Below are 23,321 nucleotides of genomic sequence, written 5' to 3'. Positions count from 1 at the left end.
ACTTTTTAGCTAGTGAATAGCGTCCAAAGGGACGCTTTTTTTCATTGCAATTTTTTAACGTAAGGAGGGATATTTTATGCAAAAGACTTTTACTGACTTAAAGGTAGATACTAGGATTGTAGAAATATTGCAAACACAGGGGATTAAGCAGGCGACACCAGTTCAAGAAAAAGTTATTCCAGTATTATTCACTGGTCGCGATGTTTTAGTGCAGGCGCAAACTGGTACGGGAAAAACCTTAGCGTTTGTCATCCCAGCATTGAAAAAAATTGATACGAGTAAGCCTTATTTGCAGGTGCTAATTTTAACACCTACAAGAGAATTAAGTTTGCAAATTTATCAAGAAATTAAGAAATTAGTTATTGGTACAGAAATTAGAGTTGCAAATGTCTGTGGTGGGCGAGATAAAAACTCACAAGAGACGAAACTGAAAAATGTAGTGCATATCATTGTTGGCACTCCAGGCAGAATTCAAGACCATTTGCGGAGTAAGAATACTAATCTTGGCGCGATAAAGTTCTTCGTGTTAGATGAAGTAGATGAAATGTTGCAACGAGGTTTTTTGGAGGATATTAATTTGGTAGTTGATAACTTGCCAAAAGAGCGGCAAAACATGATGTGTTCGGCCACTTTGCCTGATATTGTCAAGCAACTTGCTAAAAAAATTATGCTCAATCCATATGTAGTGTCTTTAAGTGAGGAAAATCCTACAGTGGAAAATATTCGTCAAATCGCTATTAAAGTGGCAGGAGAAAATAAAAAAGGGTTGTTACTTAATCTAATTGAACGCTTAAATCCTTATTTGTTAATGATTTTTTGTATTAGTAAAGAAGTGGTGAAAGAAATCGAAGGCTTTCTAGCAGCTAAAGGCTTAGAAGTAGAAGCAATTCATGGCGAATTGTCACAAAGTAAGCGTAATCAAGTTATGAAAAAGTTTCAAGAAGCAAAAATTCAAATTTTAGTTGCTTCGGAATTAGTTGCCCGCGGTATGGATATTCAAGGTGTAACACATGTTATCAATTATGATATCCCACATAATACGAATATGTATATTCATCGCATTGGGAGAACTGGACGCGCCAGTGCTGATGGCGTTGCTGTTACCTTGTATACGCACGATGATGTTAAGTGGCTAACGGCAATTGAAAAAGCGCTAGGTTATAAAATTGAAAAGCAAAATCATGCTGGCGAAACTATGAGTAGCCGCAAGAAAAACGATCGACAAGTAAAACGTGGTAAAAGTAGTGTGCGGGAAAATAAACGTGGTAAAAAGAATGTATTGGCCAAAAATTCTAGTTCTTCTAGAAAGCAAAACAAGTCTAATTAAAATTACATAACAAAGATTCTTGCTTAAAGACCTTAATTATATTAATATATTTAGTATAGTTAAGGTCTAAAACTTTATATGGTGTTAATAGAGAGAAAAAATAGTGAGGTGCGATATGAAAATTAAGCAAGCGAGAGTGTTAGAAATCTTAGAACACTTAAAAAGTTTTGGTGGTAGTGTCGATAAAGGGATAACTAGATTAGCATATTCTGCCGAGGATCTAGCAGCGCAAAAATATATCATGGAGAAAATGCAAGAATTGGGGATGGAAGTGCGGCGCGATTATGTGGGCAATATTTTTGCCCGCTTGCCAGGGAAAAATCCAACTTTGCCAACGATTGCCTCTGGTTCGCACTTAGATACAGTAAAGCAAGGTGGCGCTTACGATGGAGCATTAGGGGTAGTAGCAGCTTTGGAAGCCGCTTATGCCATTAAAGAACAAGGGTTGGAACATTCTTACGAAGTAATAATTTTTATGGCAGAAGAATCAACTCGTTTTGGTTTCGCTACTATTGGTAGTAAGTTGTTGGCGGGGGTAGGTACGCCAGAAACATTTTCTAGTGCGACTAAAAAGGATGAATTAAGCTACATTGAAGTATTAAAACAAGCTGGTTTTGAGCCAGAGAAATATGAACAAGTTAAGCTAGATGCCAGCAAATATGCAGCATTTGTAGAATTACATATTGAGCAAGGGCGTGTATTGGCAGATAGTGGTGAAGCAATTGGGGTAGTGGAAAATATAGCTGCCCCGACACGGATGAAAATTACAGTTGAAGGGGTGGCTGACCATTCTGGGGCAACACCAATGAATTTCCGTAAGGATGCGTTGGTTAGTGGGGCTAAACTAATTTTGGCAATTGAAGAGGTGGGAAAAGCACATTCCGAGCAAGGGATTGTAACTACTGTCGGGGTAGTGGATATTGAGCCTAGCTCAATTAATGTTATTCCTGGCAAGGTAGTATTATGGCTAGATTTACGTGGCGTAGATTATGAAGTTATTTTAGAAGCGATAGAAGAAATACACGAAGCTGTGCGTTGTGTAGGCGAAGCCGATGAAGTAAAAATAACTATTGATGTTTTGACTTCTGATAGACCAGTGCGGTTATCTAAAAATTTAGCTGATATAACAGCAGGCGTTTGTCAACAGAAGAACATTAAATATCGACGCATGAATAGTGGGGCAGGTCATGATGCCATGCATATGGCGGCGATAATGCCTACGACAATGATTTTTGTACCATCGATTGAGGGGATTAGTCATAATCCTGCTGAAATGACTAGTGAAGCAGATATTATTGCCGGCGTAGAGGTGTTAGTAGAAACTATTTTGACGATGGATAAAGAAATTTAAAAATAGTACTAGACAAAAAATAGTAGTAGTGGTAGAATCAATCATGTAAATGTAATATTTTATGGTCAAAGACGACCTTTCTGTACTAATACAAGGTATAGGAAGGTCTTTTTTTATTAAATTGAAATTTTTTAAGAGGTGAAAGAAATGACACAAAAAGATTTGTTGTATGTAATTCCTGCGGATAAACATGATCCGCAAAGTCTCAAAGAGATTTTAGCAGCGCATCCAGAAATTCAATTTGTTTCTGTGGTAGGAATTGATTTTGCCGGTAATGATACTGATGAAAAAATTCCGGTAAGCTTGTTTATTTCCGAAATGCATAGTTTCTTAGAAGCTAGTGCTGTTCAAACTGATGGTTCCTCTGTTGTGCTTCCTGGAATTGCCTCTTTAAATAATGCTCGGGTAGATTTTAAAGTTGATAAAGATGTTAATTGGTTTGTCGACTATAACTATGAACATATTGATTTAGAAACAGGAAAAATGGTAGGTACTTTGAGAATTCCAAGTTTCTTGATTCATAATGATGTTTTTGTAGATTCACGTTCTATTTTGAAAAATTCTTTGGATTTTGTAAAACAAGAACTTATGAGTTTGTTTGCTAAACAACCAACTATTGCTGGTTTAGAGCATGTGAATTTAGCGGAAGTAGAAGATATTGTGTTCACTTGTGCAACAGAATTAGAATTTTGGGTAAAAACTCCAGCTGATGCGGCTCCAGTAGAAGAATTATCAGCATCACAAGTATTGCAAGAGCAATACTGGCAACGTACGCGCGGTAATGTGCGTACAGCAATGGAACAAGCTGTAATTGCTTTAGAACGTTATGGTTTAGAACCAGAAATGGGACACAAAGAAGTTGGTGGCGTAAAAGCAAAAATGGATGGCACTGGTCATTTGTCTCATGTAATGGAACAATTAGAAATAGACTGGAAGTATTCTCAAGGGGTACAAACAGCTGATAATGAATTATTAGCGAGAACAATTATTAAGGAAGTTTTCCGCCAAAATGGTTTGGAAGTTACTTTCCAAGCAAAACCAATTGAGGGTGTAGCTGGTAATGGTGAACATACTCATGTTTGTATTATGGCTAAAATGAAAACTGGTAAACTAGTTAACTTGTTTGCGCCAACGGATATGCGCCAAAACTTTTTGAGTGCCATCGGTTACGGCTCAATTATGGGTATTTTGAAAAACTATGAAGTGGTTAATCCAATTGTTTCAGCTACCAATGATTCATTAAATCGCTTGAAACCAGGTTTTGAAGCACCAGTTTGTATTGTTACTTCATTAGGTCATGAGCCAGCAATTCCTTCAAGAAATAGAACTATTTTAGCAGGCTTAGTGCGTGATATTGACAGTCCAATGGCTACTCGTTTTGAGGTGCGTTCGCCAAATCCGTTTACAAATACCTATATGGCTTTAGCGGCATTTTACATGACGATGTTAGATGGTATTTTGGCTACAGCGGATAAGAGTTTAGTGGAATTAGAAAATGAACTATCTAAAAAAGCGGGCGAAGTAGGGTTCTACTTAGAAACAGAGCGCGAGTATCGCAGTGAAGAAGATGTGTTCGATGATTATACAGCGGAAGAAAGAGATCGCCTATTCAGCAAACCACCAGCTACAGTTTGGGAAAATCTTACGGCGTTTGAAAAATATCCAGAAAAAGTTGCTAGCTTAACGCGTGGTAACATTATTCGCCCAGAATTTGTGAATTCCTTTAAATTGGGCGCGCAAAAACGTTGGCAAGCAGAATTGCTCAATAGAATTATTCCTGATTACTTTGATGCGATTGTGGCTATGAAACCGCTACATAAAGTCGAAACAGTTACTGATTCGGATTTAACTGCTTGGCGAGAAGTACAAACTTTAAGACGGTATATTGCTAAAGATAGCTTGGCAGCACCTTCGTTGTTTACCAAAATTAGAAAAGCTTTTGAAGCGCAAGATTATGCTTTAGCTTCTGAATTGCAATTAGAGTTAGCGGCGAAAATGAAAGAAGTGAAATGTACTTACCAACAGTATAAACGCAATATAATTGACTAGTTGATTAAAAACAGCGGAGGCAGTGTCGGAAATTATTTCCGACACTGCCTCCATAAATTGACTGCTAAATAAATAAGGCTATTTAGACAAGATTAAGAATGTAAAAGTTCTTAATCTTGTTTTAAATTTAAAAGATAAAAACGCCAAACTGTAGTTGTATAGGAAACTGGTTCTTAAACATAAAATATCTCTTTAGTTTAAGGCGAAACTGTTTTCTATACAAAATTAGCGCTTTTAACATTGGGGAGGGAACTAGCTTAGAGCAAAGCAACTATTAAAATTAAGTAAGCTTAGTTCCAATTATAAGTGCTTATAATAAAAATAACATATTGTCCTGACGGCTTAAAAGAGCAAAAGGGTGGGAGCGTTTGAGATTTAGTTTTAAGAGATCGACTAAAACGGCAATTTCTTGTTCGGTAAGATAATCAGGTAGCGTATATTCTTTATTGCTGATTAGCTGTTTAAGAATTTCGGGAATATTAATTGCGCTCATGAAATACATCCTTTCATTATTTACTTAAATAAATTATAGAATAGGTAAGTTGAAAAAAGCAAGGGGAAAACGATATTTAAGGTGGTATAAGTGTAAAAAAAGTGTTATAATGTTAGGCATATGTTTTAGGAGGTGCAAAGTGGTTATAGCTTTTATTGATGGCCTAGGTGGTGGACTTATGGCTCAGGTTATAAGTAATTTACCCGAGCACTTAAAGAAAAAAGTTGAGCTTCTTGCTTTAGGGACCAATTCAATGGCAACCTTAGCCATGGTCAAGGCTGGTGCTAAAAATGGTGCTAGTGGCGAACATGCGATTTGTTACTCGATTCAGCAGGTGGATTTACTCGTAGCTCCTTTAGGCTTGATTATTCCTAATGCAATGTATGGGGAAGTTACTCCGGAAATTGCCCAAAAAGTTGCAGGTGCAGTGGCGAAAAAAATTTTTCTGCCAATCGCGAATATTAATATAAAAATAGTTGGTTTAGAAAATAAAAGCATGAACCAATTGATAAAAGAAACTGTGTCTGAAATTACAACTTTTATAGAAAAGGAGAGTTAGAGAGAAATGGTAAAACTAAAAGATCGAGTACGTTTTGTAGAAACGGATATGATGGGTGTTGTACACCACGCTAATTATTTTCGCTGGTTTGAAATGGGAAGAGTTGAATATTTGCGTCAAGCAGGCGTTGATCTTTTGGAACTAATGGAAGCGGATTATATTTTTCCGATAACTGATGCGCGGTGTAGTTATAAAAAACCAGCTAGATTTGCGGATGAAATAATTATTTGTGCGGACATGATTGAATTATCCCGCGTTAAAATGGTTTTTTCTTATAAAATAAAAAATGCCAAAGATGAAAGCTTAATAGCCGAGGGTTTAACACAAAATGTTTTTACTAAAAAAGATGGTTCGGTAACAAGGTTGCCAAAAGAATTTTTCCAAAGATTAAGGATATTTTTTGAAATTGATACTAAAGGTGGGCGAGCATAGATGATGTTTTTAGCTGGACTAGTAGGAATAATAGCAATTATTGCCGGGGCTATTTATTTGCATGCTTTGATACAGGGAGAAGCCAAAATAGTGGCCCATGTAGAGTGCCGGAGTGCTTTTAAATTAGAAGAAGTTGCTGCACAACGTGCTGTGTTTACTACAAAATTTGAAATAGCTAATGAGAGTGAAAAACCAGATGCTACGATTATTGATGCTTTCTCGCGACATTTACTACCGCAAGAGCAATTTGATCAGGCTACTGTTACTACCAGATTAGAAAGAGTTGGCTATCGGCGTCAAGATAATTATTTAGAAGCATTTCCGATTTTTGGACAGAGTAAAGAAACGCTAATTTTAACTTTAACGATTGAAGCGGAAAAGTCAATACAGGAAATTATCAAAGAAATATTTGATATAAAACTAGAGGTTTATGCTAATTATGTTTCTAAAGAAGAATTTAAAATTGCGCGGTGGTACTTTTGGACAACTAAGCAAGAATTGCAAGAGGCGATTGAGCGAGGTGTTGTGAAATGAGTAGTTATGAGATTTTGCCAGTGAAAACTAGAATTTTGACTCACAATGATGATATTGTGAAAGCGATAAAAGAATACTGCCAGGCTCATGTAGAGGCAGGCGATGTTATTGCGGTGGCGGAAAGTGTGGTAGCGATAACTCAAAAGCGAGCTTTTGATATTCAAGAAATAACCCCAGGATTATTGGCTAAAATTTTATGCCGATTTTTTCCAGTGCATGGAAGTTTAGCTAATCGCTATGCTATGCAAGCTTTGATGAATGAAGAGGGTGAGTTAAGAGTTTTGGGGGCGTTCTTGGCGGGTTCCTTGGCCAAGGTTCTTGGTAAAAGTGGGGTTTTCTATCAGTTGGCGGGGGAACAAGCGCGCTTGATTGATGATTTTTCAGGAACTATGCCGCCTTATGATAAATATATTGTTTTCGGTCCGAAAAACCCAACTGCCGTAGCAGAAAGCATAACAGCAGAATTAGGTTGTTATGGTGCGGTAGTTGCGGATGTAAATGACTTAAAAAGAGCGGCAATTTTAGGAGTTTCTAAAGGTGTGGATGCACAGTTAATGTCTAAAATTTTAATTGACAACCCTTTCGGTAATGGTAGTGAAAAAACACCAATTGTTATTGTCAAAAATTATCATAAATCCTAACGTCAGAAAAGGATAAGCTGTTTAAAACAAGCTGGATAAAGCTGTTTTTAAGCAGCTTATTATTTGTTGAATAAAGCTTTGGCAAAGTATATAATTAGTAGACAATAAGAATTTTGAGGTAAAACTATGCAATTTGTACAAGTTTGTATTAATACCAATGTTAAAAGTTTAGATAAATTGTTTACTTACAAATTACCAGCAGCTTTAGAACATATTGAAGTAGGACATCGGGTAATCGTTCCTTTTGGCAATATGTTGAAAGAAGGAGTGGTTTTAGAAAAAGTACTCCAACTAGATGGAGCAATTGAACTAGAGAAGCTCAAAGAGGTTTTGGATATAGTCGATGAGCAACCTTGGTTTTCAAGGGAAATGTTAAATACAGCTAGAAATATTGCTGATTATTATTTGTGCTCTTATCCCGAAGCCTTGAAACTATTTTTAGTGGGTAATACTGGCATAAAGGCTGAAAAATTGTATGTGTTAGCGCAAGGAGAAAAAATAAGTGCTTTAACAGCAATACAACAAACTATTTGCCAGTGCTTACAAGGGAAAGTAAAAAAAACTTACCAAGAATTAAAAAAAATGTTGCCAGAAATTATTGATTTGCATAAACAGTTAAATAAATTGCTTAAATTGGAAGTTCTTATTTTGGAAGACAGTGTTTATAAAAAATTTCAAGAAAAGCAAGTGTGGTATATAAAGATTAGTGATAAAACTAAATGGGGTTTAGTTAGCAAACAGGCAAAACGCCAATTGCAGGTGTTGGCATTATTGGAACAACAAGAGGAATATTCAACTGAAGAGCTGCAAGCGCAAGGAATTAGTAAAAATGTTTTAAATAGCCTAGTAAAACTTGGAGCGATTGAATATTTTGCGAAACGGATTTATCGTGATAGCTATGCTAGTGGGGCAACTACAGGTGAATTTTTGCAGTTGAATTCTCAACAACAGCAGGTTGTAGATTATTTTGCTAATTTACAGCTGCAGACTAACCCCGAGCGTACCATTTTATTGCATGGAATTACCGGTAGTGGCAAGACCGAAGTTTATTTGCAATTAACAAAAATGAGCTTAGCAAGAGGGCGGCAAACTTTAATTTTAGTCCCGGAAATTGCCCTTACCGGTCAGATTGTGAAAAGGTTTCAAAGCCTATTTAAAAATCAAGTAGTAGTATCGCATAGTCGCTTAACCCAAAATGAACGTAATGATGTTTATGGAAAATTGCGAAATGGTCAAGCCGCTATTTTGATTGCGGCTCGTTCGGGTGTTTTTGCGCCCTTTAGTGAGTTAGGTCTAATAGTAATTGATGAAGAGCATGAAAATGCCTATAAGCAGGATAATTACCCTAGTTATCACGCTGTGCAAGTAGCTAAAATGCGAGCGGCGGCATTGCATATTCCCTTGGTTTTAGGCAGTGCAACGCCAAGTTTAACAAGTTATCAAGCTGCACAAAGTGGCGAATATAAGTATTTCGAGCTGAATTTGCGTGCAAAGCAAGATGCTGTTTTGCCAGAAATCAGTTTAGTGGATATGCGCGCTGAATTGCAAGCTAAAAATTATAGTGTGATTTCTCGGGCTTTAAAGCAAGCGTTGGAAGAAACTATAAGTGCGGGCAAACAAGCGATAATTTTGTTGAATCGTCGAGGGTTTTCAACCTTTGTAATGTGTCGTGACTGTGGTTATGTTGTTAAATGCAGTAATTGTGATGTGTCTTTGGTTTATCATAAACAATATGGTGGCGGTTTAACTTGTCATTATTGTGGGCACAGGGAAACCGCTCCCGATATTTGCCCGCAGTGCAGAAGTCATAAAATAAAATTTTTTGGCACAGGAACACAAAAACTAGAAGAACAATTGCAAAAGGAATTTGCAACGGTACGAATTTTGCGAATGGATCAAGACAGTACGAAGGGAAAGTTTGGTCATGATAAAATATTGCAAGCTTTTGCTCAAGGTCAAGCACAAATTTTAATTGGTACGCAAATGGTGGCTAAAGGACATGATTTCCCGAATGTAACTCTAGTGGGAATTTTAGCCGCAGATAGTACGCTTAATTTACCAGATTATCGCGCGGGAGAAGCGACGTTTGCTTTGTTGATGCAAATGGCTGGAAGAGCAGGGCGAGGTGCAGCCGCTGGCAAAGTGCTAATTCAGACCTATAATCCAGAAAATCCGATTATGCAGTTGATTTGCCAACAAGACTATGCTAATTTTGCGGCAGTGGAATTGCAACAACGCCAGGAGTTCTCTTATCCGCCTTATGTGGAACTAATAAAATTTAAAATAACAGCGGTTGAACAAGAAAAAGCAGAAAAAATTGCAGATGAGTTATTTTTGGAGTTGCAAAAAGTTGTTAATGGCAATAGAATAGAAATCATCGGACCTTTTTATGGATTAGTAAGTAAGATTAAAAATTATTATTCACTGCATATTCTAATAAAGGGTAGTGATTTAACTTTAATAAAAGCATATTGTTTACGGGAAAAAATTTATTTGCGCAAAGAGATCATGGTGGATGTTCAACCCGTAAATATAATTTAGTAGAAGGAGAGTACAATGGCAGTTTTAGAAGTAGTACAAATAGGGAATCCGGTTTTAAAGGCAAAAGCGGAACCGGTGGAAAAAATAAATAAACAAATTTTAAAAATTCTAGATGATATGGCGGATACGATGTATGCGTCAGATGGAGTCGGGTTAGCAGCTCCACAGATAGGTGTTAGTAAACGGATTATTATCGTCGATATTGGCGAAGGTCTAATCGAGTTGATAAATCCCGAAATAGTAAGTGCCGAAGGTTCGGTAGTAGACCAAGAGGGTTGCCTAAGTGTTGCTGGTTTTTTTGGCGATGTTGCTAGAGCTCAAAAAGTAGTAGTACAAGGCTTAAATCGTCAGGGGAAAAGAGTGAAAATTAAGGCGGTAGATTTTTTAGCGAGGGCTTTGCAACATGAAATTGATCATTTAGAAGGACGGTTATTTGTGGACCTCGCTGTTAATTTGAAAAAACTTCAAGCTACTAAAGAACAAGTTGATGAATAGTAAAAATGAGGTAGAAAAATGAAAATAATATTTATGGGAACGCCAGATTTTGCCAGTGCGAGTTTAGAAAAATTAATTGCTAGTGGGCATGAAATTTTGGCAGTATACACACAACCAGATCGCCCAAGTGGTCGAGGAAAAAAACTAGCTTACAGCGCTGTGAAACAGGTTGCTTTAGATCATGATTTACCTGTTTATCAACCAGAGAAAGTTAGAGCAGAACAGACTATTGCCGAATTACAAGCCCTACAACCTGAGGTGATTATAGTTGTAGCTTATGGACAGATACTACCACAAGCAATCTTGGATATTCCTAGATATGGGTGTTTGAATGTGCATGGTTCTATTTTACCAAAATATCGAGGGGCTGCGCCAATTCACTGGGCAATTCTTAATGGGGATACAGTAACAGGGGTAACTGTTATGAAAATGGATGTGGGTATGGATACTGGGGATATCCTCAGTGTAGCAGAGGAGCAGATTACCCCAGTAGATACAACAGAAAGCTTGTATAATCGCTTAAAATTACTTGGCGCAGAATTGTTGGTAACAACGCTAAAAGAATTGGAACAAGGGAAAATTGTAGCTCGGAAACAAGATGATGCTGTAGCGACCTACACGAAGTTAATTACGCGTGACATGGAAAAAATTGATTGGCAAAATTCTGCCGTGAGTATTCATAATAAGATTCGAGCTTTATCTGGGGTATATACTGTAGATAGCAAAGGGGAAACTTTGAAAATTTGGCGTAGTTCGATTAGTGAGTATAAAGATACTAAACTGCCAGTTGGTAGTGTAGTTCAATTGAACAAAGCGGGTTTTATTGTTCAAACTGGTTCACAAACCTTACAAATAGAAGAAGTACAACCAGCTAATCGTAAGCGCATGGCTGCTAAAGATTTTGCTAATGGACGAAAATTGGAAATAGGAGAGCAATTTTTTTAAGTGTGAAATGAGATGAATGTAATGCAAATAGAAATTAGACCTAAAAAACGTGTCTTTTTGGCGTTGATTTTGGTGAGTATATTAGTTTTAGCAGGGATGTGCTTTTTACTTTGGCAGTTAATTTTGCCAGGGTTGGCTTCCTTGAATATGTACTTGCCATTTATAGTGGCAACTCTACTAGGTGGGGGAATTTTAGTACTAACTTTTGCTGTTTTAGGGATGATTTTTACCTTATTAGGGATAAAGAAGTTTTTTATGTTTCAAAAACCAGCTTGGTATAGTATTAATTTATTATTTCCGCTAGCTGTATTTATTGGGAAACTATTGGATATTAACAAAGTTATCATTGAGCGGTCCTTTATTGAAGTTAGTAACCATTTGGTAAAACAAAACAATATTAAAATTGCACCGACGAAATTGTTGATTTTAACACCGCATTGTATTCAACTTGATGTTTGTCCACATAAAATAACCCGAGATATTAATAATTGTAAACAATGTGGGCGATGCCCAGTAGGTGGACTGCTAGCCTTAACTCGCAAATATGGTGTGCATTTAGCCGTAGCTACGGGTGGGACCTTAGCGAGGCAGGTTGTGAAGAAAATTAGACCACATGCAATTTTAGCAATAGCTTGTGAGCGAGATCTGACCAGTGGAATACAAGATGTTTTTCCTATTCCAGTAGTTGGAGTACTAAATGAGCGGCCTCATGGACCTTGTTGCAATACTCTGGTAGATTTGAATAAGGTTGAGGCTGCAATTAAAAATTTTTTGCAAACGGAAGGTATGAATGAATAAGCAAGAAGAAAGACAAAAAGCTGAAAAAATAAATGTGCGCTTAATTGCGATTGAACTATTGGAAGAAATCTATATTTCCAAAGCCTATGCCAATATTGCTTTACAAAAACGTCTAAATAGAACCCGCTTAGTCCCTGTAGATAGACGATTTTTAACGGAAATAGTTTATGGTACGGTAAAATTTACGAATACGCTTGATTGGATTTTAGCTAAATTTGTTAGTCGACCACTAAATAAAATTCCCAGTATGATAGTTAATATTTTGCGTTTAGCAGTTTACCAAATTTTTTATATGGATAAAGTTCCAGTTTCAGCTGCTTGTAATGAAGCAGTTAATTTAGCCAAAAAATACTCGCATGCTGGAACAGTAAAATTTGTAAATGGTGTGCTACGTAATATTATTCGTGGCAAAGAACAAATTCAGTTTCCTGATATGCAAGAAAACCCTAGCCAGCATATTGCTTTAAAATATAGCCATCCAGAGTGGCTAATAAAAATGTGGTTGAAAGAATTAGGACTAGAGGCGACGATTGCCCTGTGTCAAGCTAATAATGAGGTTGCGAGTTTGAGTATTCGGACTAATACTTTAAAAATAACTCGTGCTGAACTTATTAAGTTGTTGGAACAAGAAGAAATGCAGGTACGCAAATCGGCTTTAACCGAAGATGGTATTGTAGTTGAAGAAATGAAAAACTCCTTGGCGCAATCTCCGACTTTTAAGGCAGGTTTATGGCAAGTACAGGATGAAAGTTCTATGTTAGTGGCGGATATTTTACAACCGTTATCTGAAAAAACCCTAATAGACATGTGTAGTGCCCCAGGCGGGAAAGCCACACATGCGGCTCAAAAAATGAAAAATAGGGGTAAAGTCCTATCTTTTGATGTTTATGAACATAAACTTGCTTTAATTAAGGAAAATGCGTTAAGATTAGGTATAGATATAATAGAAACAAAGAATCAAGATGCGCGCGTCTTTAGAAAAGAACTAGTGGCTAGTGCAGATTATGTACTGGTTGATGCACCATGTTCAGGTTTAGGAGTTTTAAGAAGAAGAGCTGATGCGCGTTGGCGCAAAAGTGCGGCAGATTTGGAAGAGTTTCCTAAGTTGCAACTTGAAATTCTTAAAAATGCTGGACAATATTTAAAGGCAGGGGGGTATATGGTATACAGTACCTGCACAATTTGCACAAAAGAAAATCAGGGGGTAATTAATAGTTTTTTACAGGAACAGCCTGACTTTGAACGCGTATACATTAAACATCCGGTTACGGGTGAAGATGTTCTCGAGGTTTCGTTATATCCACACATACATGGAGTTGATGGTTTTTATATTGTTAAACTCAAAAAAAAATGAATGGGGTGAGCAGGTATGTTTGATATACCAAATTTTGAATTTCTTGTAGTCATGGTATTATTACATTTTTTATATGATATTCACTTGCAAGGTGAATTTGTAATGAAAATGAAAAATAAATCTAAGTTTATGTTATTTGTGCATAGTTTAACTTACAGTTTATTGCTAAGTGTTGTTACTTGGAAATATATGGGTACTGTAGGAATTACACTGATTGCCTTTGTGTTATTTTTGGTGACACATTATGTTGTTGATGGCTGGAAAGAGCGTGTAGTAGGGGATAAAAATCGTGCCGACTATATTCCGGCTTTAATGCTTGATCAGGCTTATCATGTAGTAATTGTGGTTATAGTTTGGATATTTGCGATATTCTTCTAAAACCAAAATATGTTTTTAAATAGGCTGGTAGCTACCAGTCTATTTTTAATTGAGATATATAATTTGTAATATTAAAAGGGGAACAGCTAAAATTTATGAAAACAGATATATTTGCTAGAAATAAATTAGCCTTACAAGAACTATGCCTAGCCCATAAAATACCTAAATTTCGTGCTAGCCAAATTATTGACTGGTTATATGCCAAACAGGTTGTGGAGTTTGCGGAGATGAAAAACTTGGGGCGGGAAACAATTCAAATTTTACAAGAGCAATTTACCAATAGTTTTCTAAGTATCCGTTGCCTAAAAGAGCTTACCGCAAGTAGTGGTAATACTAGTAAAGTTGTATTAGCCTTTGCCGATGGCGAAACTTGTGAAAGTGTATGTATGCGTCATAATTATGGGAATAGTATTTGCGTTTCTAGCCAAATTGGTTGTGCAGTGGGCTGTAAGTTTTGTGCTAGCGGTTTAGGTGGATTTAAGCGTAATTTAACTGCGGCCGAAATGTTAGCTCAAGTAATGTATTTTGCTAAGCAATTAAAAGCCAACGGGGAACGTGTATCGCACGTTGTGATTATGGGTTCAGGGGAGCCATTATTAAACTATGAAAATGTATTAGAATTTATTCGACTGTTACATGACCCAGAACTATTCAATATCAGCTATCGTAATATAACTTTATCAACCTCAGGAATTATTCCTGGTATAAAACGCTTACAAACTGAAAGTTTACCAATAAATTTAGCTATTTCCTTACACGCTAGTGAACAAGAAAAACGTACGACAATTATGCCAATTAATGCTAGCTATTGTTTGCACGAAGTGGTAGAATGTGCAGGTAGATATGCCCAAAATACTAAACGACAAGTAACCTATGAATATATAATGTTAGCGGCGGTGAACGATAGTTTAGAAGACGCTGCCAAGTTAGTGAGTTTATTACGTGGGCAATTGGCTTGCGTCAATTTAATTCCAGCTAATAATGTTCAAGAGTATGGGCTACAAAAATCACCATTAACACAAGTTAAAGCATTCCAAGAATATTTGCAAAAAAACAATATTCCTGTTACAATCAGAAAAGAGATGGGCGCGGATATTAATGCTGCTTGTGGACAATTACGTAATAAAATTGAGGAGTTAGAGTAAGGAGCGAGTGCTTTGAAACTATTAAAGAAGCTTAAACAAATATTTAGGACTAAAGAACCGCCGACAAAACATTGTAAGCAGGAAATGGAGCAGACGAAGATTTTTAAACCAGTAACTTGGGATACTGTGGCTGCGGAATGTGATTCTTACACTAAAAGCTTGGGGCGGTTGGTTTATGAAAATTCGGCCAATGAAGCAATTACCTTGGAACTATATACTAGTAGAGTGAACATTGGACGTATGACCAGCAATGAACTTTGTATTAAAGATGGAAAGATTTCGCGATTACATGCTTTTATATTATATGAAAATGGGGCGCATATAGTATATGATGGAAAAAGCCTTAATGGCACTTTTGTTAATGGCGAAAAAATTACAAAACATACTTTAAAAACTGGGGATCAGATTAAAGTAGGAAATATAATTATTACATATGAAGTTGAATAATTGCTGAGAGGTGTGTATATTGATTAGTGTTGCTAAAACTCATATAGGAAAAGTACGGACTAATAATGAAGATTGCTATTTGTTAAAACCGCCTAACTTGTATGTAATCGCTGATGGAATGGGGGGACATTCTGCAGGAGAAGTGGCAAGTAAGTGTGCAATTGAGTATATTAATGATAATTTGGCTTTAACAGACTTAAAACCAGAAAGCATTCTTGATTATTTGCAGGCTTTTACGCGGCGAGTTAATTCGCAAGTTTATCTATTGGCTCAAAGGGACAAACAATTAAGCAAAATGGGTACAACCTTGATAATTGTTTATATCAAGGAAGGGTGTTTATACTATGCCCATGTTGGTGATAGCCGCTTATATATCTGCCGTCAGGGGATATTGCAGCAAATAACTACGGATCATTCTTTGGTAGTAGAGATGTTGAAAAAAGGTTTGATAACTGATGCAGAAGCGGAACATCATCCCAATAAAAATGTTATTATGCGGGCTATTGGTGCTCAAGATGATGTAGAAGTGGACACAGGCTATATAAAAATAGAAAAAGATGATATAATTTTATTGTGTACCGATGGCTTGACGAATATGTTGTCAGACACAAACTTGCAGGCAGTATTGTCGACAAGTAAAGATCTGGAATTAATGGCAGAAGAGTTAATAGCTGCTGCGAATAATGCTGGTGGCTTGGATAATGTAACTTTGGTGTTGTGTAAAAATACACCAAATGCTTAATTTTTGTGTGCTGGAGGGAATACATTGAGTAAGAGCGATTTGTTAAACAATAGGTATAAACTTGTCGATCATATTGGAACAGGTGGTATGGCTGAAGTTTATCGTGCTCATGATACTTTGTTGGATCGCGAAGTTGCGGTAAAAATATTGCATAAACAGTTTGTCTCAGATGAAACTTTTATTGCAAAGTTCAAAAGAGAAGCTAAAGCAGCTGCAAAACTTTCGCATCCTTGTATTGTTAATGTTTTTGATGTGGGACATTCGGAAGATATTAATTTTATAGTGATGGAGTATGTAGCTGGCGGGACTTTGAAACAAGAAATAGAAAAATATGGCCGTCTTTCCTATAAAGACGCGATTAAAATTGCAATAGATGTAGCTTCGGCCTTGAATCATGCTCATATCCGTGGCTTGGTTCATTGTGATATTAAACCGCACAATATTTTAATTGACAGTGAAGGTAAAGCTAAAGTTGCAGACTTTGGTATCGCTAGAGTAATGGCAACTGCAACTGCTACACTTAATAATAATGATGTAATGGGCTCAGTCCACTATGTATCACCAGAGCAGGCGGCAGGAAAAAGTGTAACAGCTCAATCAGATATTTATTCTTTAGGGATAGTTTTATTTGAAATGCTTACGGGCCGTGTCCCTTTTGAAGCGGAAACACCTGTAGCTGTGGCGTTAAGACATGTTAAAGATAATCCACCTTTGTTACGGGAGTTTAATCCTGATATTCCGCCAGTGTTAGAGAGTATTGTTAGCAAAACTTTAGCGAAAAATCCTAGTGATCGTTATCGTACGGCGAATGAATTAATTAACGAATTAAAACGAGCAGAGATTTTAGTAAAAGATTTAATTGAGAATGATCCTTTAGATAGTACTATTTTTATTAGCAATTATTCAAACAATGCTGATGAACAAACGATTTTAATTGATAAAGATAAAATAAATAATCTTAAAAAGAAAAAATACAGTAAGGCTTTTTATGTAGCGGTAGTTTTAGGGTTGTTAGTACTTGGTTTTTTTGTGGGTATTTTTGGAGTATATGGGAATTTTTGGAGTTCCAAAGAAGTAAAAGTTCCAAATGTAGTTGGCAAACAGCAAGCTATTGCAGAGCAACTTATTCGTGAAGCCAATCTATATACAAAGATTGAAGAAGAGGAAAATTCTAAATTTGGGCCAGGTGAAGTTATTCGTCAAAAACCAGAAGCGGGTGAAACCGTAAAAGAAGGCAGACATATTACCCTTGTAGTTAATAAAGGGGGTAAGAGTGTTGATGTACCGGACATTGTAGACTTGAACATTGAACAAGCAAAAATCAGGTTAAGGGATGCTGGTTTGAAATTAGGGATAGTCAAGGAAAGTTTTACTGATAAAATCAAAGAAGATACGGTAATTGGGCAAGAACCAATAGCTAAAAGTAAGGTGGAAAGAAATAGTACAGTGGATATAATTATTGCCAAGAAGCAAGTAGCTAAAGTTAAAACCCCTGATTTAAGCGGACTTAGTGTAGAAAAAGCCAAAAAAGTTTTGGAAGCGGCTAAATTATCAGTGGGCAATATTAGTGAAAGAGCAGCTTCAGAAAGTTTCGGTAGTGTTGTGTCTCAATCACCGAGTGCTAATGAAGAAGTTTTAGTAGGTAGTAAAGTTGATATAGTTATAGCCAAGGCCGGAACAGTAACTAGAAAAAATAATATTGTTGAATTTGTGGTTCCTAGTAGTGATGGCTTGCATAATGTGCGCATCGATGTAATCCGCAATGGTTCACGGGAAAGAGTTTATGAAAATACGCATAAAGCTGGAGAGCGAATTCGTTTGACTATCGAAAATAGTGGTAGTGGCGATGTAAGAGTAGAATTCTATGTTAATGGCGCATTGTTAGAGGAGAAGCGAGTTTGAGTGGATTAATAGAAGGCTTGGTTATTAGAGCGTATAATAGTTACTATTATGTACAAACAGCAGTGCAGTCAGAGCTAATAACTTGCAAGTTGCGAGGTAAGTTTAAAAAAGGCCGGTTTGCTTTAACAGTAGGAGATCGAGTGAAAATTTTACTGGATGGAGAAAATAACGCAAGTATTGAAGAAATTTTGCCACGGCATAATAGTTTGTTGCGTCCAGTTGTTGCTAATGTGGAACAAGTCTTGTTAGTGTTTGCAATGCGCGATCCTGACTATAGTTTTACTTTGATTGATAAAATGCTGGCTTTGTATGCTAAAGCAAAAGTGCGAGTAGTATTATGTTTTAATAAAAGCGAATTAGAAGTGGCAGAGCAAGAACAGTTAAAACAATTATACGGTAAAATTGGCTATCCAGTGCTGTTCGTTTCTGCTCGGGAAAAATTAGGTCTACAAAAACTTAAAGAGTGTTTGCAAGATAAAATAACGGTTTTAGCAGGTCCTTCTGGTGTGGGGAAATCAAGCATTTTAAATGCTATTCAAGAAGGTTTGAAGCTAAATACTGGGGAGTTAAGTAAAATTTCGCGTGGTAAACATACGACACGTTATTCAGAGTTGCTAAAGTTAGATTTTGGTGGTTATATAGCAGACACACCGGGCTTTAGTAGTGTTGATAATGAACTGTTTAAGGGGGATAATCTAACCGAGCTATTTGAAGATATTCGTCAAGTAGCAAAAGGTTGTAAGTTCTCCTCGTGTAAACATGATCAAGAACCTAATTGTGCAGTTAAACAAGCAGTGGCGACGGGAGAAATCTCTAGTAGTCGATACCAAACATATCTGACAATCTATCAAGAGCTGAAGGCCTTGCGGGATAATTTTAAATAGGGAAAATACCTGTGCAGAGTAAGTCTGTGCAGGTATTTTTGGTTCTTTGTCAAATGTTGTGGTGTGAATAATAAAGAAACATATTTAGACTGGATTAAGAATGAAAAAGTTCTTAATCCAGTTTTAACTTTTTGAAGAAGCAATGAACAATAATAGATTGCGGAAACGCTTGAAATTTCTAAGACCAAAAGAAACACGTTTTAGCACTTTAGCGCGATTGTTACAACCTTCAGTATAACTATTAGTGAAGCCAGTATTTAAAGCCGCAATAATTTCGTTTTTCCAAGAATAAATGGTATCAGCAAGTTTACTAAATTTCTCAATTCCTGACTGTTTAGCTTTTTCTTACCAGATTAAAAGGTTTTTAAAATATCTTTGCTACTAATAGCGTTATGAAATAATTCTTTGAGCATATAAGCTTTTCTGATATTCTCGGAAAGAGAAATCATATTTAATAATTGGAGTTGAGCTTCTGAAGTTAATCATGAAAAAGAGGCCGTCGCACTAGGGCGACAGCCTCTTTGAATTTAAAAATTTTATAGTTTATAGACCAGCGTCTTTTTTTAGTTCAGCGACTTTATCAAGCTTTTCCCAAGGAAGTTCAATATCAGTACGGCCCATGTGTCCATAAGCAGCAGTTTGCTTGTAAATTGGGCGACGAAGATCAAGAGCTTTGATAATGCCAGCTGGACGCAAATCAAAATGTTTTTGTACTAGTTGGGCAATTTTTTCTTCAGAAATTTTAGCTGTACCAAAAGTATCTACTAAAACAGAAACTGGTTTAGCGATACCAATAGCATAAGCTAGTTGGATTTCGCATTTGTCAGCTAGACCAGCAGCAACGATGTTTTTAGCTACATAACGAGCTGCATAAGCTGCAGAGCGATCTACTTTTGTTGGATCTTTACCTGAGAAAGCACCGCCACCATGACGAGCCATACCGCCATAAGTATCTACAATTATTTTACGGCCTGTAAGACCAGAATCACCTTGTGGTCCACCAACAACAAAGCGGCCTGTTGGATTAATGTAGTATTTAGTATTTTCATCTAGTAAGTTTGCATCTACTACAGGAAGAATTACTAGTTCTTTAAGATCTTTAGCAATTTGTTCTAAAGAAACTTCAGGACCGTGTTGAGTAGAAATAACAATTGTATCTACACGTACTGGTTTATCATCTTCGTACTCTACAGTAACTTGAGTTTTACCATCAGGGCGAAGATAAGGTAAAGTGCCATCTTTACGAACTTTAGTAAGTTGTAAAGCTAATTTGTGGGCTAAAGAAATTGGTAAAGGCATAAATTCAGGGGTTTCATTACTAGCATAACCAAACATCATGCCTTGGTCGCCAGCGCCAATAGCTTCGATGTAATCTTGTTCACCTTGTTTAGCTTCTAAAGATTTATCTACACCCATAGCAATATCTGCAGATTGTTCATCAATAGAAACTAAAATACCGCAAGTTTCACCATCAAAACCATATTTTGCACGGTCATAACCGATGTCAACAATAGTTTTGCGAACTACTTTAGGAATATCAACATAGCAAGATGTTGTGATTTCGCCAACTACGTGAACTTGGCCAGTAGTAACTAAAGTTTCGCAAGCAACACGAGCTTCTGGATCTTGAGCCAAAATCGCATCTAAAACAGAATCAGAAATTTGGTCGGCTATTTTATCAGGATGTCCTTCAGTAACAGATTCAGAGGTAAATAGTCGTTTCATTTTTGACATAAAAAAGTATCACTCCTTAATTGTAATAAGAAAAAATAAAAACTCCCAAAAATGGGAGTTAGATTTAGTTATCTATTTCCCATCTTGCTATATAATAGCAGGAATTGGCACCGTTTGATAAAAATCATGGTTGCCGCAGCTTCATCGGGCCATTCCCTCAGCTAACTCTTGATGAGTACAATATTTACTTACAGCATAGATTATACTGGAAAAAAATAGATTTTGCAAGCTAGATTTTTCTTTTCGCCAAGATGCAGTCGAGAAGAATGTTTGCTACTTTAGTTTTGCTCATTTGTTCTAAGGAACAAATTTCTCCATCGGGATAGAGCAATTTAACGATGTTGGTATCGGCATTAAACCCAGCCCCACTTAAGGTTACATCATTAGCGACAATCATATCAAGATTTTTCTTGCGTAATTTTTCTTGGGCATTACTAATTAAATCATTAGTTTCGGCCGCAAAACCAACCAAAAATTGTTTGGTTTTCTTTTGCCCAAGATCGGCCAGGATATCAGGATTTTTCTCTAAAACAATAGTTAAATTAGCATCAGCTTGTTTTTTTATTTTTTGAGAGCTGACTTCTTTGGGGCGATAATCAGCAACCGCCGCAGCCTTAATTACAATATCGGCTTGGGTAAAATAATCTAAAACCGCAGCATGCATTTCCCTAGCGCTGTCTACAGCAATAAAATTAACTTTAGCAGGCACAGGAAGATTGCTGGGACCTGAAATTAATGTAACCTGTGCACCGCGAGCTATAGCCGCTTGGGCTATAGCATAGCCCATTTTACCGCTAGAATGATTACTGATATAGCGAACGGGGTCGATCGCTTCGCGCGTCCCAGCGGCAGTTACTAGAATATTTAAACCAGCTAGGTCTTGAGCTGCAACAATAGTTTGTTCGAGATATTCAACAATTGCTTGAGGTTCAGGCAGACGTCCGGCGCCGCTCGTACCACAAGCTAGATGACCTTCAGCGGCTGGCAAAACTTTATAACCTAGATCCAGTAATTTCTGTAAATTTGCTTTAGTTATCGGGTGCTCATACATATTAGTATTCATTGCTGGACAAATAACTATTTGGGCTGGTGTGGCTAATAAGGTTGTTGACAGCATATCATCCGCGATTCCGGTAGCCATTTTGGCAATGATATTCGCAGTTGCAGGCGCAACCACAAATAAATCAGCCCAACAGGCTAACGCAATATGTTCGACATTGAATTCATGAACTTCCCCCCACATGCTTACTACAACTGGATTAGCACTAAGTTCACGAAAAGTTAGGGGAGTAACGAATTTAGTCGCCGCTTCGGTCATTACAACTTTAACCTCTGCGCCTTTTTTACGCAGTCTGCTTACCAAGTCTACAGCCTTATAGACAGCGATACCGCCGCTTACACCTAAAACAATTTTTTTTCCTGTAAGTGACATAATATCCTCCGTAACTTACTTGATACCTAATTTGGTACGTTCATAGGTTATTTTACCTTGAGCTATTTCATACAAGGCGATACTTACTGGTTTATTAGAAGGACATTTTATTTCGCTATTATTATCATTTAATAGTTCGCGTCCACGTTTTGCAGCTAAAACCACCAGGGTATATTTACTGTCTACCAAAGTAACTAGATAATCGATAGATGGATTAATCAAGAGATCACTTCCTTTTAGTTATTGTTACAAATAATTTCTTCGACTACAGGCATGTTGCGCCCTACGCGACATTTTTCAGATGTTATTATTGCTAAAATTTTATCGCTGGCTTTGTTGACTTCATCATTAATTACCAAGTAGTCATATTTAGATGCGCAAAATTTTAGTTCGGAAACAGCTTTGCTTAAGCGATGCCTAATAACTTCTGCAGTATCGGTACCGCGTTTATAGATGCGGTCAGATAACTCGGTTAAAGAAGGTGGTAAAATTAGGACAAAAACTGCTTCAGGAAATTTATTTTTGATTTGCATGGCCCCTTGCGGGTCTATTTCTAAAATGACATCAAGATTTTCATCTAAAAGTTTTTGGACATAATTTTTAGGCGTGCCATAGTAATTCCCATAAACCTCTGCGTGTTCTAGCAATTCATCTTGAGCGATCATTTCTTGAAAAGTGTCTTTGCTAACAAAATGATAGCTTTGACCATTCAACTCGCCAGTACGAGGTGCTCTTGTCGTAGCAGAGATGGAATACTTTAAACTAGGATTATGAGCTAGCAAATACTTGCATATTGTACCTTTGCCAGCACCAGAGGGACCGGATAGGACTAATAAAATACCTTTTTCCTGCATTAAACCCCCTCCTATTCTTCGGTTTCGTCGTTTTGTGTAGCGCGGTGTGCTACTGTTTCAGGTTGAATAGCAGATAAAACCACATGATTACTATCCATAACCAGCACGGCACGAGTTCTGCGACCATAAGTTGCATCAATTAAGATGTTTTTATCTCTTGCTTCTTGAATAATTCTTTTTACAGGCGCAGAATCTGGACTAATTATTGCAATTACTCTTGCTGCTGCGACTACATTTCCAAAACCGATATTTATTAACTTCATTCCCATTGCCATTGTGATAAC

24 protein-coding genes, 1 pseudogene and 1 riboswitch are annotated in these 23,321 nt (G+C 36.9%); of the genes and pseudogenes, 18 read left to right on the top strand and 7 right to left on the bottom strand.

Annotated features, from left to right (window positions below; translation table 11 throughout):
* Positions 1-76 precede the first annotated feature (76 nt).
* The 3 genes from SUCMO_RS0109705 to SUCMO_RS0109695 all read left to right on the top strand — a co-directional run bounded on the left by SUCMO_RS0109705 (position 77) and on the right by SUCMO_RS0109695 (position 4,727).
* Positions 77-1,327: a DEAD/DEAH box helicase gene (locus tag SUCMO_RS0109705; protein WP_019880526.1), complete on the top strand. Its 1,251-nt coding sequence runs from the start codon at positions 77-79 to the stop codon at positions 1,325-1,327.
* Between the two features lie 115 nt (positions 1,328-1,442).
* Positions 1,443-2,678 (top strand): M20 family metallo-hydrolase, encoded by a 1,236-nt coding sequence (locus SUCMO_RS0109700; RefSeq protein WP_019880524.1) that lies wholly within the window; start codon positions 1,443-1,445, stop codon positions 2,676-2,678.
* Positions 2,679-2,825: 147 nt separating this feature from the next.
* Complete coding sequence (locus SUCMO_RS0109695; RefSeq protein WP_019880523.1) at positions 2,826-4,727, top strand: type I glutamate--ammonia ligase; 1,902 nt, start codon at positions 2,826-2,828, stop codon at positions 4,725-4,727.
* 310 nt (positions 4,728-5,037) lie between these two features.
* Here the strand turns inward: SUCMO_RS0109695 and SUCMO_RS0109690 are convergent, their stop codons facing one another.
* Positions 5,038-5,220, bottom strand: coding sequence for a hypothetical protein (locus SUCMO_RS0109690; protein WP_019880522.1), 183 nt, complete (start codon positions 5,218-5,220; stop codon positions 5,038-5,040).
* A gap of 139 nt (positions 5,221-5,359) precedes the next feature.
* Between SUCMO_RS0109690 and SUCMO_RS0109685 the strand changes: the two genes are divergently transcribed.
* The 15 genes from SUCMO_RS0109685 to rsgA all read left to right on the top strand — a co-directional run bounded on the left by SUCMO_RS0109685 (position 5,360) and on the right by rsgA (position 19,017).
* Positions 5,360-5,779, top strand: a complete 420-nt coding sequence (locus SUCMO_RS0109685) for a DUF3842 family protein (RefSeq protein ID WP_019880521.1) — start codon at positions 5,360-5,362, stop codon at positions 5,777-5,779.
* A gap of 6 nt (positions 5,780-5,785) precedes the next feature.
* Positions 5,786-6,211 carry an acyl-CoA thioesterase gene (locus SUCMO_RS0109680; RefSeq protein WP_019880520.1) on the top strand — a complete coding sequence of 142 codons (426 nt, stop codon included), beginning with the start codon at positions 5,786-5,788 and terminating at the stop codon, positions 6,209-6,211.
* On the top strand, positions 6,212-6,745 hold the full coding sequence (locus tag SUCMO_RS11055; protein ID WP_019880518.1) for a hypothetical protein: 534 nt from the start codon (positions 6,212-6,214) through the stop codon (positions 6,743-6,745). It abuts the gene before it with no gap.
* The gene (locus SUCMO_RS0109670) at positions 6,742-7,386 is read left to right on the top strand and encodes a coenzyme F420-0:L-glutamate ligase (RefSeq protein ID WP_019880517.1); all 645 of its coding nucleotides are present in this window, start codon (positions 6,742-6,744) and stop codon (positions 7,384-7,386) included. The genes SUCMO_RS11055 and SUCMO_RS0109670 overlap by 4 nt, the downstream gene beginning before the upstream one ends.
* Positions 7,387-7,512: 126 nt before the next feature.
* Positions 7,513-9,927 (top strand): primosomal protein N', encoded by a 2,415-nt coding sequence (priA, locus tag SUCMO_RS0109665; RefSeq protein WP_019880516.1) that lies wholly within the window; start codon positions 7,513-7,515, stop codon positions 9,925-9,927.
* A gap of 15 nt (positions 9,928-9,942) precedes the next feature.
* Positions 9,943-10,422, top strand: a complete 480-nt coding sequence (gene def / locus SUCMO_RS0109660) for a peptide deformylase (RefSeq protein WP_019880515.1) — start codon at positions 9,943-9,945, stop codon at positions 10,420-10,422.
* An 18-nt stretch (positions 10,423-10,440) separates the two neighbouring features.
* Positions 10,441-11,367 (top strand): methionyl-tRNA formyltransferase, encoded by a 927-nt coding sequence (fmt, locus tag SUCMO_RS0109655; RefSeq protein ID WP_019880514.1) that lies wholly within the window; start codon positions 10,441-10,443, stop codon positions 11,365-11,367.
* A 12-nt stretch (positions 11,368-11,379) separates the two neighbouring features.
* Positions 11,380-12,165: a DUF116 domain-containing protein gene (locus SUCMO_RS0109650; RefSeq protein ID WP_019880511.1), complete on the top strand. Its 786-nt coding sequence runs from the start codon at positions 11,380-11,382 to the stop codon at positions 12,163-12,165.
* On the top strand, positions 12,158-13,519 hold the full coding sequence (gene rsmB / locus SUCMO_RS0109645) for a 16S rRNA (cytosine(967)-C(5))-methyltransferase RsmB (RefSeq protein WP_019880510.1): 1,362 nt from the start codon (positions 12,158-12,160) through the stop codon (positions 13,517-13,519). Before SUCMO_RS0109650 ends, rsmB begins: the two co-directional genes overlap by 8 nt.
* Before the next feature lie 15 nt (positions 13,520-13,534).
* Positions 13,535-13,897 carry a DUF3307 domain-containing protein gene (locus SUCMO_RS0109640; RefSeq protein WP_019880509.1) on the top strand — a complete coding sequence of 121 codons (363 nt, stop codon included), beginning with the start codon at positions 13,535-13,537 and terminating at the stop codon, positions 13,895-13,897.
* Positions 13,898-13,992: 95 nt separating this feature from the next.
* Positions 13,993-15,042 carry a dual-specificity RNA methyltransferase RlmN gene (gene rlmN / locus SUCMO_RS0109635; protein ID WP_019880508.1) on the top strand — a complete coding sequence of 350 codons (1,050 nt, stop codon included), beginning with the start codon at positions 13,993-13,995 and terminating at the stop codon, positions 15,040-15,042.
* A gap of 12 nt (positions 15,043-15,054) precedes the next feature.
* Complete coding sequence (locus SUCMO_RS11050) at positions 15,055-15,489, top strand: FHA domain-containing protein (RefSeq protein WP_019880507.1); 435 nt, start codon at positions 15,055-15,057, stop codon at positions 15,487-15,489.
* Between the two features lie 19 nt (positions 15,490-15,508).
* Complete coding sequence (locus SUCMO_RS0109625; RefSeq protein WP_019880505.1) at positions 15,509-16,231, top strand: Stp1/IreP family PP2C-type Ser/Thr phosphatase; 723 nt, start codon at positions 15,509-15,511, stop codon at positions 16,229-16,231.
* 24 nt (positions 16,232-16,255) lie between these two features.
* Positions 16,256-18,133, top strand: a complete 1,878-nt coding sequence (gene pknB / locus SUCMO_RS0109620) for a Stk1 family PASTA domain-containing Ser/Thr kinase (RefSeq protein ID WP_019880504.1) — start codon at positions 16,256-16,258, stop codon at positions 18,131-18,133.
* Positions 18,130-19,017, top strand: a complete 888-nt coding sequence (gene rsgA / locus SUCMO_RS0109615; RefSeq protein ID WP_019880503.1) for a ribosome small subunit-dependent GTPase A — start codon at positions 18,130-18,132, stop codon at positions 19,015-19,017. The genes pknB and rsgA overlap by 4 nt, the downstream gene beginning before the upstream one ends.
* A gap of 123 nt (positions 19,018-19,140) precedes the next feature.
* Here rsgA and SUCMO_RS11250 read toward each other — a convergent pair.
* The 6 genes and pseudogenes from SUCMO_RS11250 to remA form a co-directional block, all read right to left on the bottom strand.
* Positions 19,141-19,347, bottom strand: a pseudogene (locus SUCMO_RS11250) (transposase); the annotation flags it as partial.
* A 213-nt stretch (positions 19,348-19,560) separates the two neighbouring features.
* The gene (gene metK / locus SUCMO_RS0109610; protein WP_019880502.1) at positions 19,561-20,751 is read right to left on the bottom strand and encodes a methionine adenosyltransferase; all 1,191 of its coding nucleotides are present in this window, start codon (positions 20,749-20,751) and stop codon (positions 19,561-19,563) included.
* 76 nt (positions 20,752-20,827) lie between these two features.
* A riboswitch (SAM riboswitch) is annotated at positions 20,828-20,929 on the bottom strand.
* Between the two features lie 51 nt (positions 20,930-20,980).
* On the bottom strand, positions 20,981-22,183 hold the full coding sequence (gene coaBC, locus SUCMO_RS0109605) for a bifunctional phosphopantothenoylcysteine decarboxylase/phosphopantothenate--cysteine ligase CoaBC (protein WP_019880501.1): 1,203 nt from the start codon (positions 22,181-22,183) through the stop codon (positions 20,981-20,983).
* Positions 22,184-22,198: 15 nt separating this feature from the next.
* A complete protein-coding gene (gene rpoZ, locus SUCMO_RS0109600; protein WP_019880500.1) occupies positions 22,199-22,405 on the bottom strand; it encodes a DNA-directed RNA polymerase subunit omega in 207 nt (68 codons plus the stop codon).
* A 14-nt stretch (positions 22,406-22,419) separates the two neighbouring features.
* Positions 22,420-23,037, bottom strand: a complete 618-nt coding sequence (gene gmk / locus SUCMO_RS0109595) for a guanylate kinase (RefSeq protein WP_019880499.1) — start codon at positions 23,035-23,037, stop codon at positions 22,420-22,422.
* A gap of 11 nt (positions 23,038-23,048) precedes the next feature.
* On the bottom strand, positions 23,049-23,306 hold the full coding sequence (gene remA, locus SUCMO_RS0109590; RefSeq protein WP_028953995.1) for an extracellular matrix/biofilm regulator RemA: 258 nt from the start codon (positions 23,304-23,306) through the stop codon (positions 23,049-23,051).
* Positions 23,307-23,321 lie beyond the last annotated feature (15 nt).

Origin of the sequence: Succinispira mobilis DSM 6222 (assembly GCF_000384135.1) — a bacterium.
GTDB lineage: Bacteria > Bacillota > Negativicutes > Acidaminococcales > Succinispiraceae > Succinispira > Succinispira mobilis.
The sequence above is the reverse complement of the archived record's forward strand: the minus strand, read 5'-3'. Positions and strand labels throughout refer to the sequence as shown.

Excerpts from the sequence above, each read along its gene's own strand:
- SUCMO_RS0109705 (WP_019880526.1), top strand. The coding sequence starts at position 77 with ATGCAAAAGACTTTTACTGACTTAAAGGTAGATACTAGGATTGTAGAA.
- rlmN (WP_019880508.1), top strand. The coding sequence starts at position 13,993 with ATGAAAACAGATATATTTGCTAGAAATAAATTAGCCTTACAAGAACTA.
- SUCMO_RS0109690 (WP_019880522.1), bottom strand. The coding sequence starts at position 5,220 with ATGAGCGCAATTAATATTCCCGAAATTCTTAAACAGCTAATCAGCAAT.
- remA (WP_028953995.1), bottom strand. The coding sequence starts at position 23,306 with ATGGGAATGAAGTTAATAAATATCGGTTTTGGAAATGTAGTCGCAGCA.
- SUCMO_RS0109700 (WP_019880524.1), top strand. The coding sequence starts at position 1,443 with ATGAAAATTAAGCAAGCGAGAGTGTTAGAAATCTTAGAACACTTAAAA.
- priA (WP_019880516.1), top strand. The coding sequence starts at position 7,513 with ATGCAATTTGTACAAGTTTGTATTAATACCAATGTTAAAAGTTTAGAT.
- coaBC (WP_019880501.1), bottom strand. The coding sequence starts at position 22,183 with ATGTCACTTACAGGAAAAAAAATTGTTTTAGGTGTAAGCGGCGGTATC.
- gmk (WP_019880499.1), bottom strand. The coding sequence starts at position 23,037 with ATGCAGGAAAAAGGTATTTTATTAGTCCTATCCGGTCCCTCTGGTGCT.
- def (WP_019880515.1), top strand. The coding sequence starts at position 9,943 with ATGGCAGTTTTAGAAGTAGTACAAATAGGGAATCCGGTTTTAAAGGCA.
- SUCMO_RS0109695 (WP_019880523.1), top strand. The coding sequence starts at position 2,826 with ATGACACAAAAAGATTTGTTGTATGTAATTCCTGCGGATAAACATGAT.
- SUCMO_RS11055 (WP_019880518.1), top strand. The coding sequence starts at position 6,212 with ATGATGTTTTTAGCTGGACTAGTAGGAATAATAGCAATTATTGCCGGG.
- fmt (WP_019880514.1), top strand. The coding sequence starts at position 10,441 with ATGAAAATAATATTTATGGGAACGCCAGATTTTGCCAGTGCGAGTTTA.
- SUCMO_RS0109680 (WP_019880520.1), top strand. The coding sequence starts at position 5,786 with ATGGTAAAACTAAAAGATCGAGTACGTTTTGTAGAAACGGATATGATG.
- rsmB (WP_019880510.1), top strand. The coding sequence starts at position 12,158 with ATGAATAAGCAAGAAGAAAGACAAAAAGCTGAAAAAATAAATGTGCGC.
- SUCMO_RS0109670 (WP_019880517.1), top strand. The coding sequence starts at position 6,742 with ATGAGTAGTTATGAGATTTTGCCAGTGAAAACTAGAATTTTGACTCAC.
- SUCMO_RS0109640 (WP_019880509.1), top strand. The coding sequence starts at position 13,535 with ATGTTTGATATACCAAATTTTGAATTTCTTGTAGTCATGGTATTATTA.
- metK (WP_019880502.1), bottom strand. The coding sequence starts at position 20,751 with ATGTCAAAAATGAAACGACTATTTACCTCTGAATCTGTTACTGAAGGA.
- SUCMO_RS0109650 (WP_019880511.1), top strand. The coding sequence starts at position 11,380 with ATGAATGTAATGCAAATAGAAATTAGACCTAAAAAACGTGTCTTTTTG.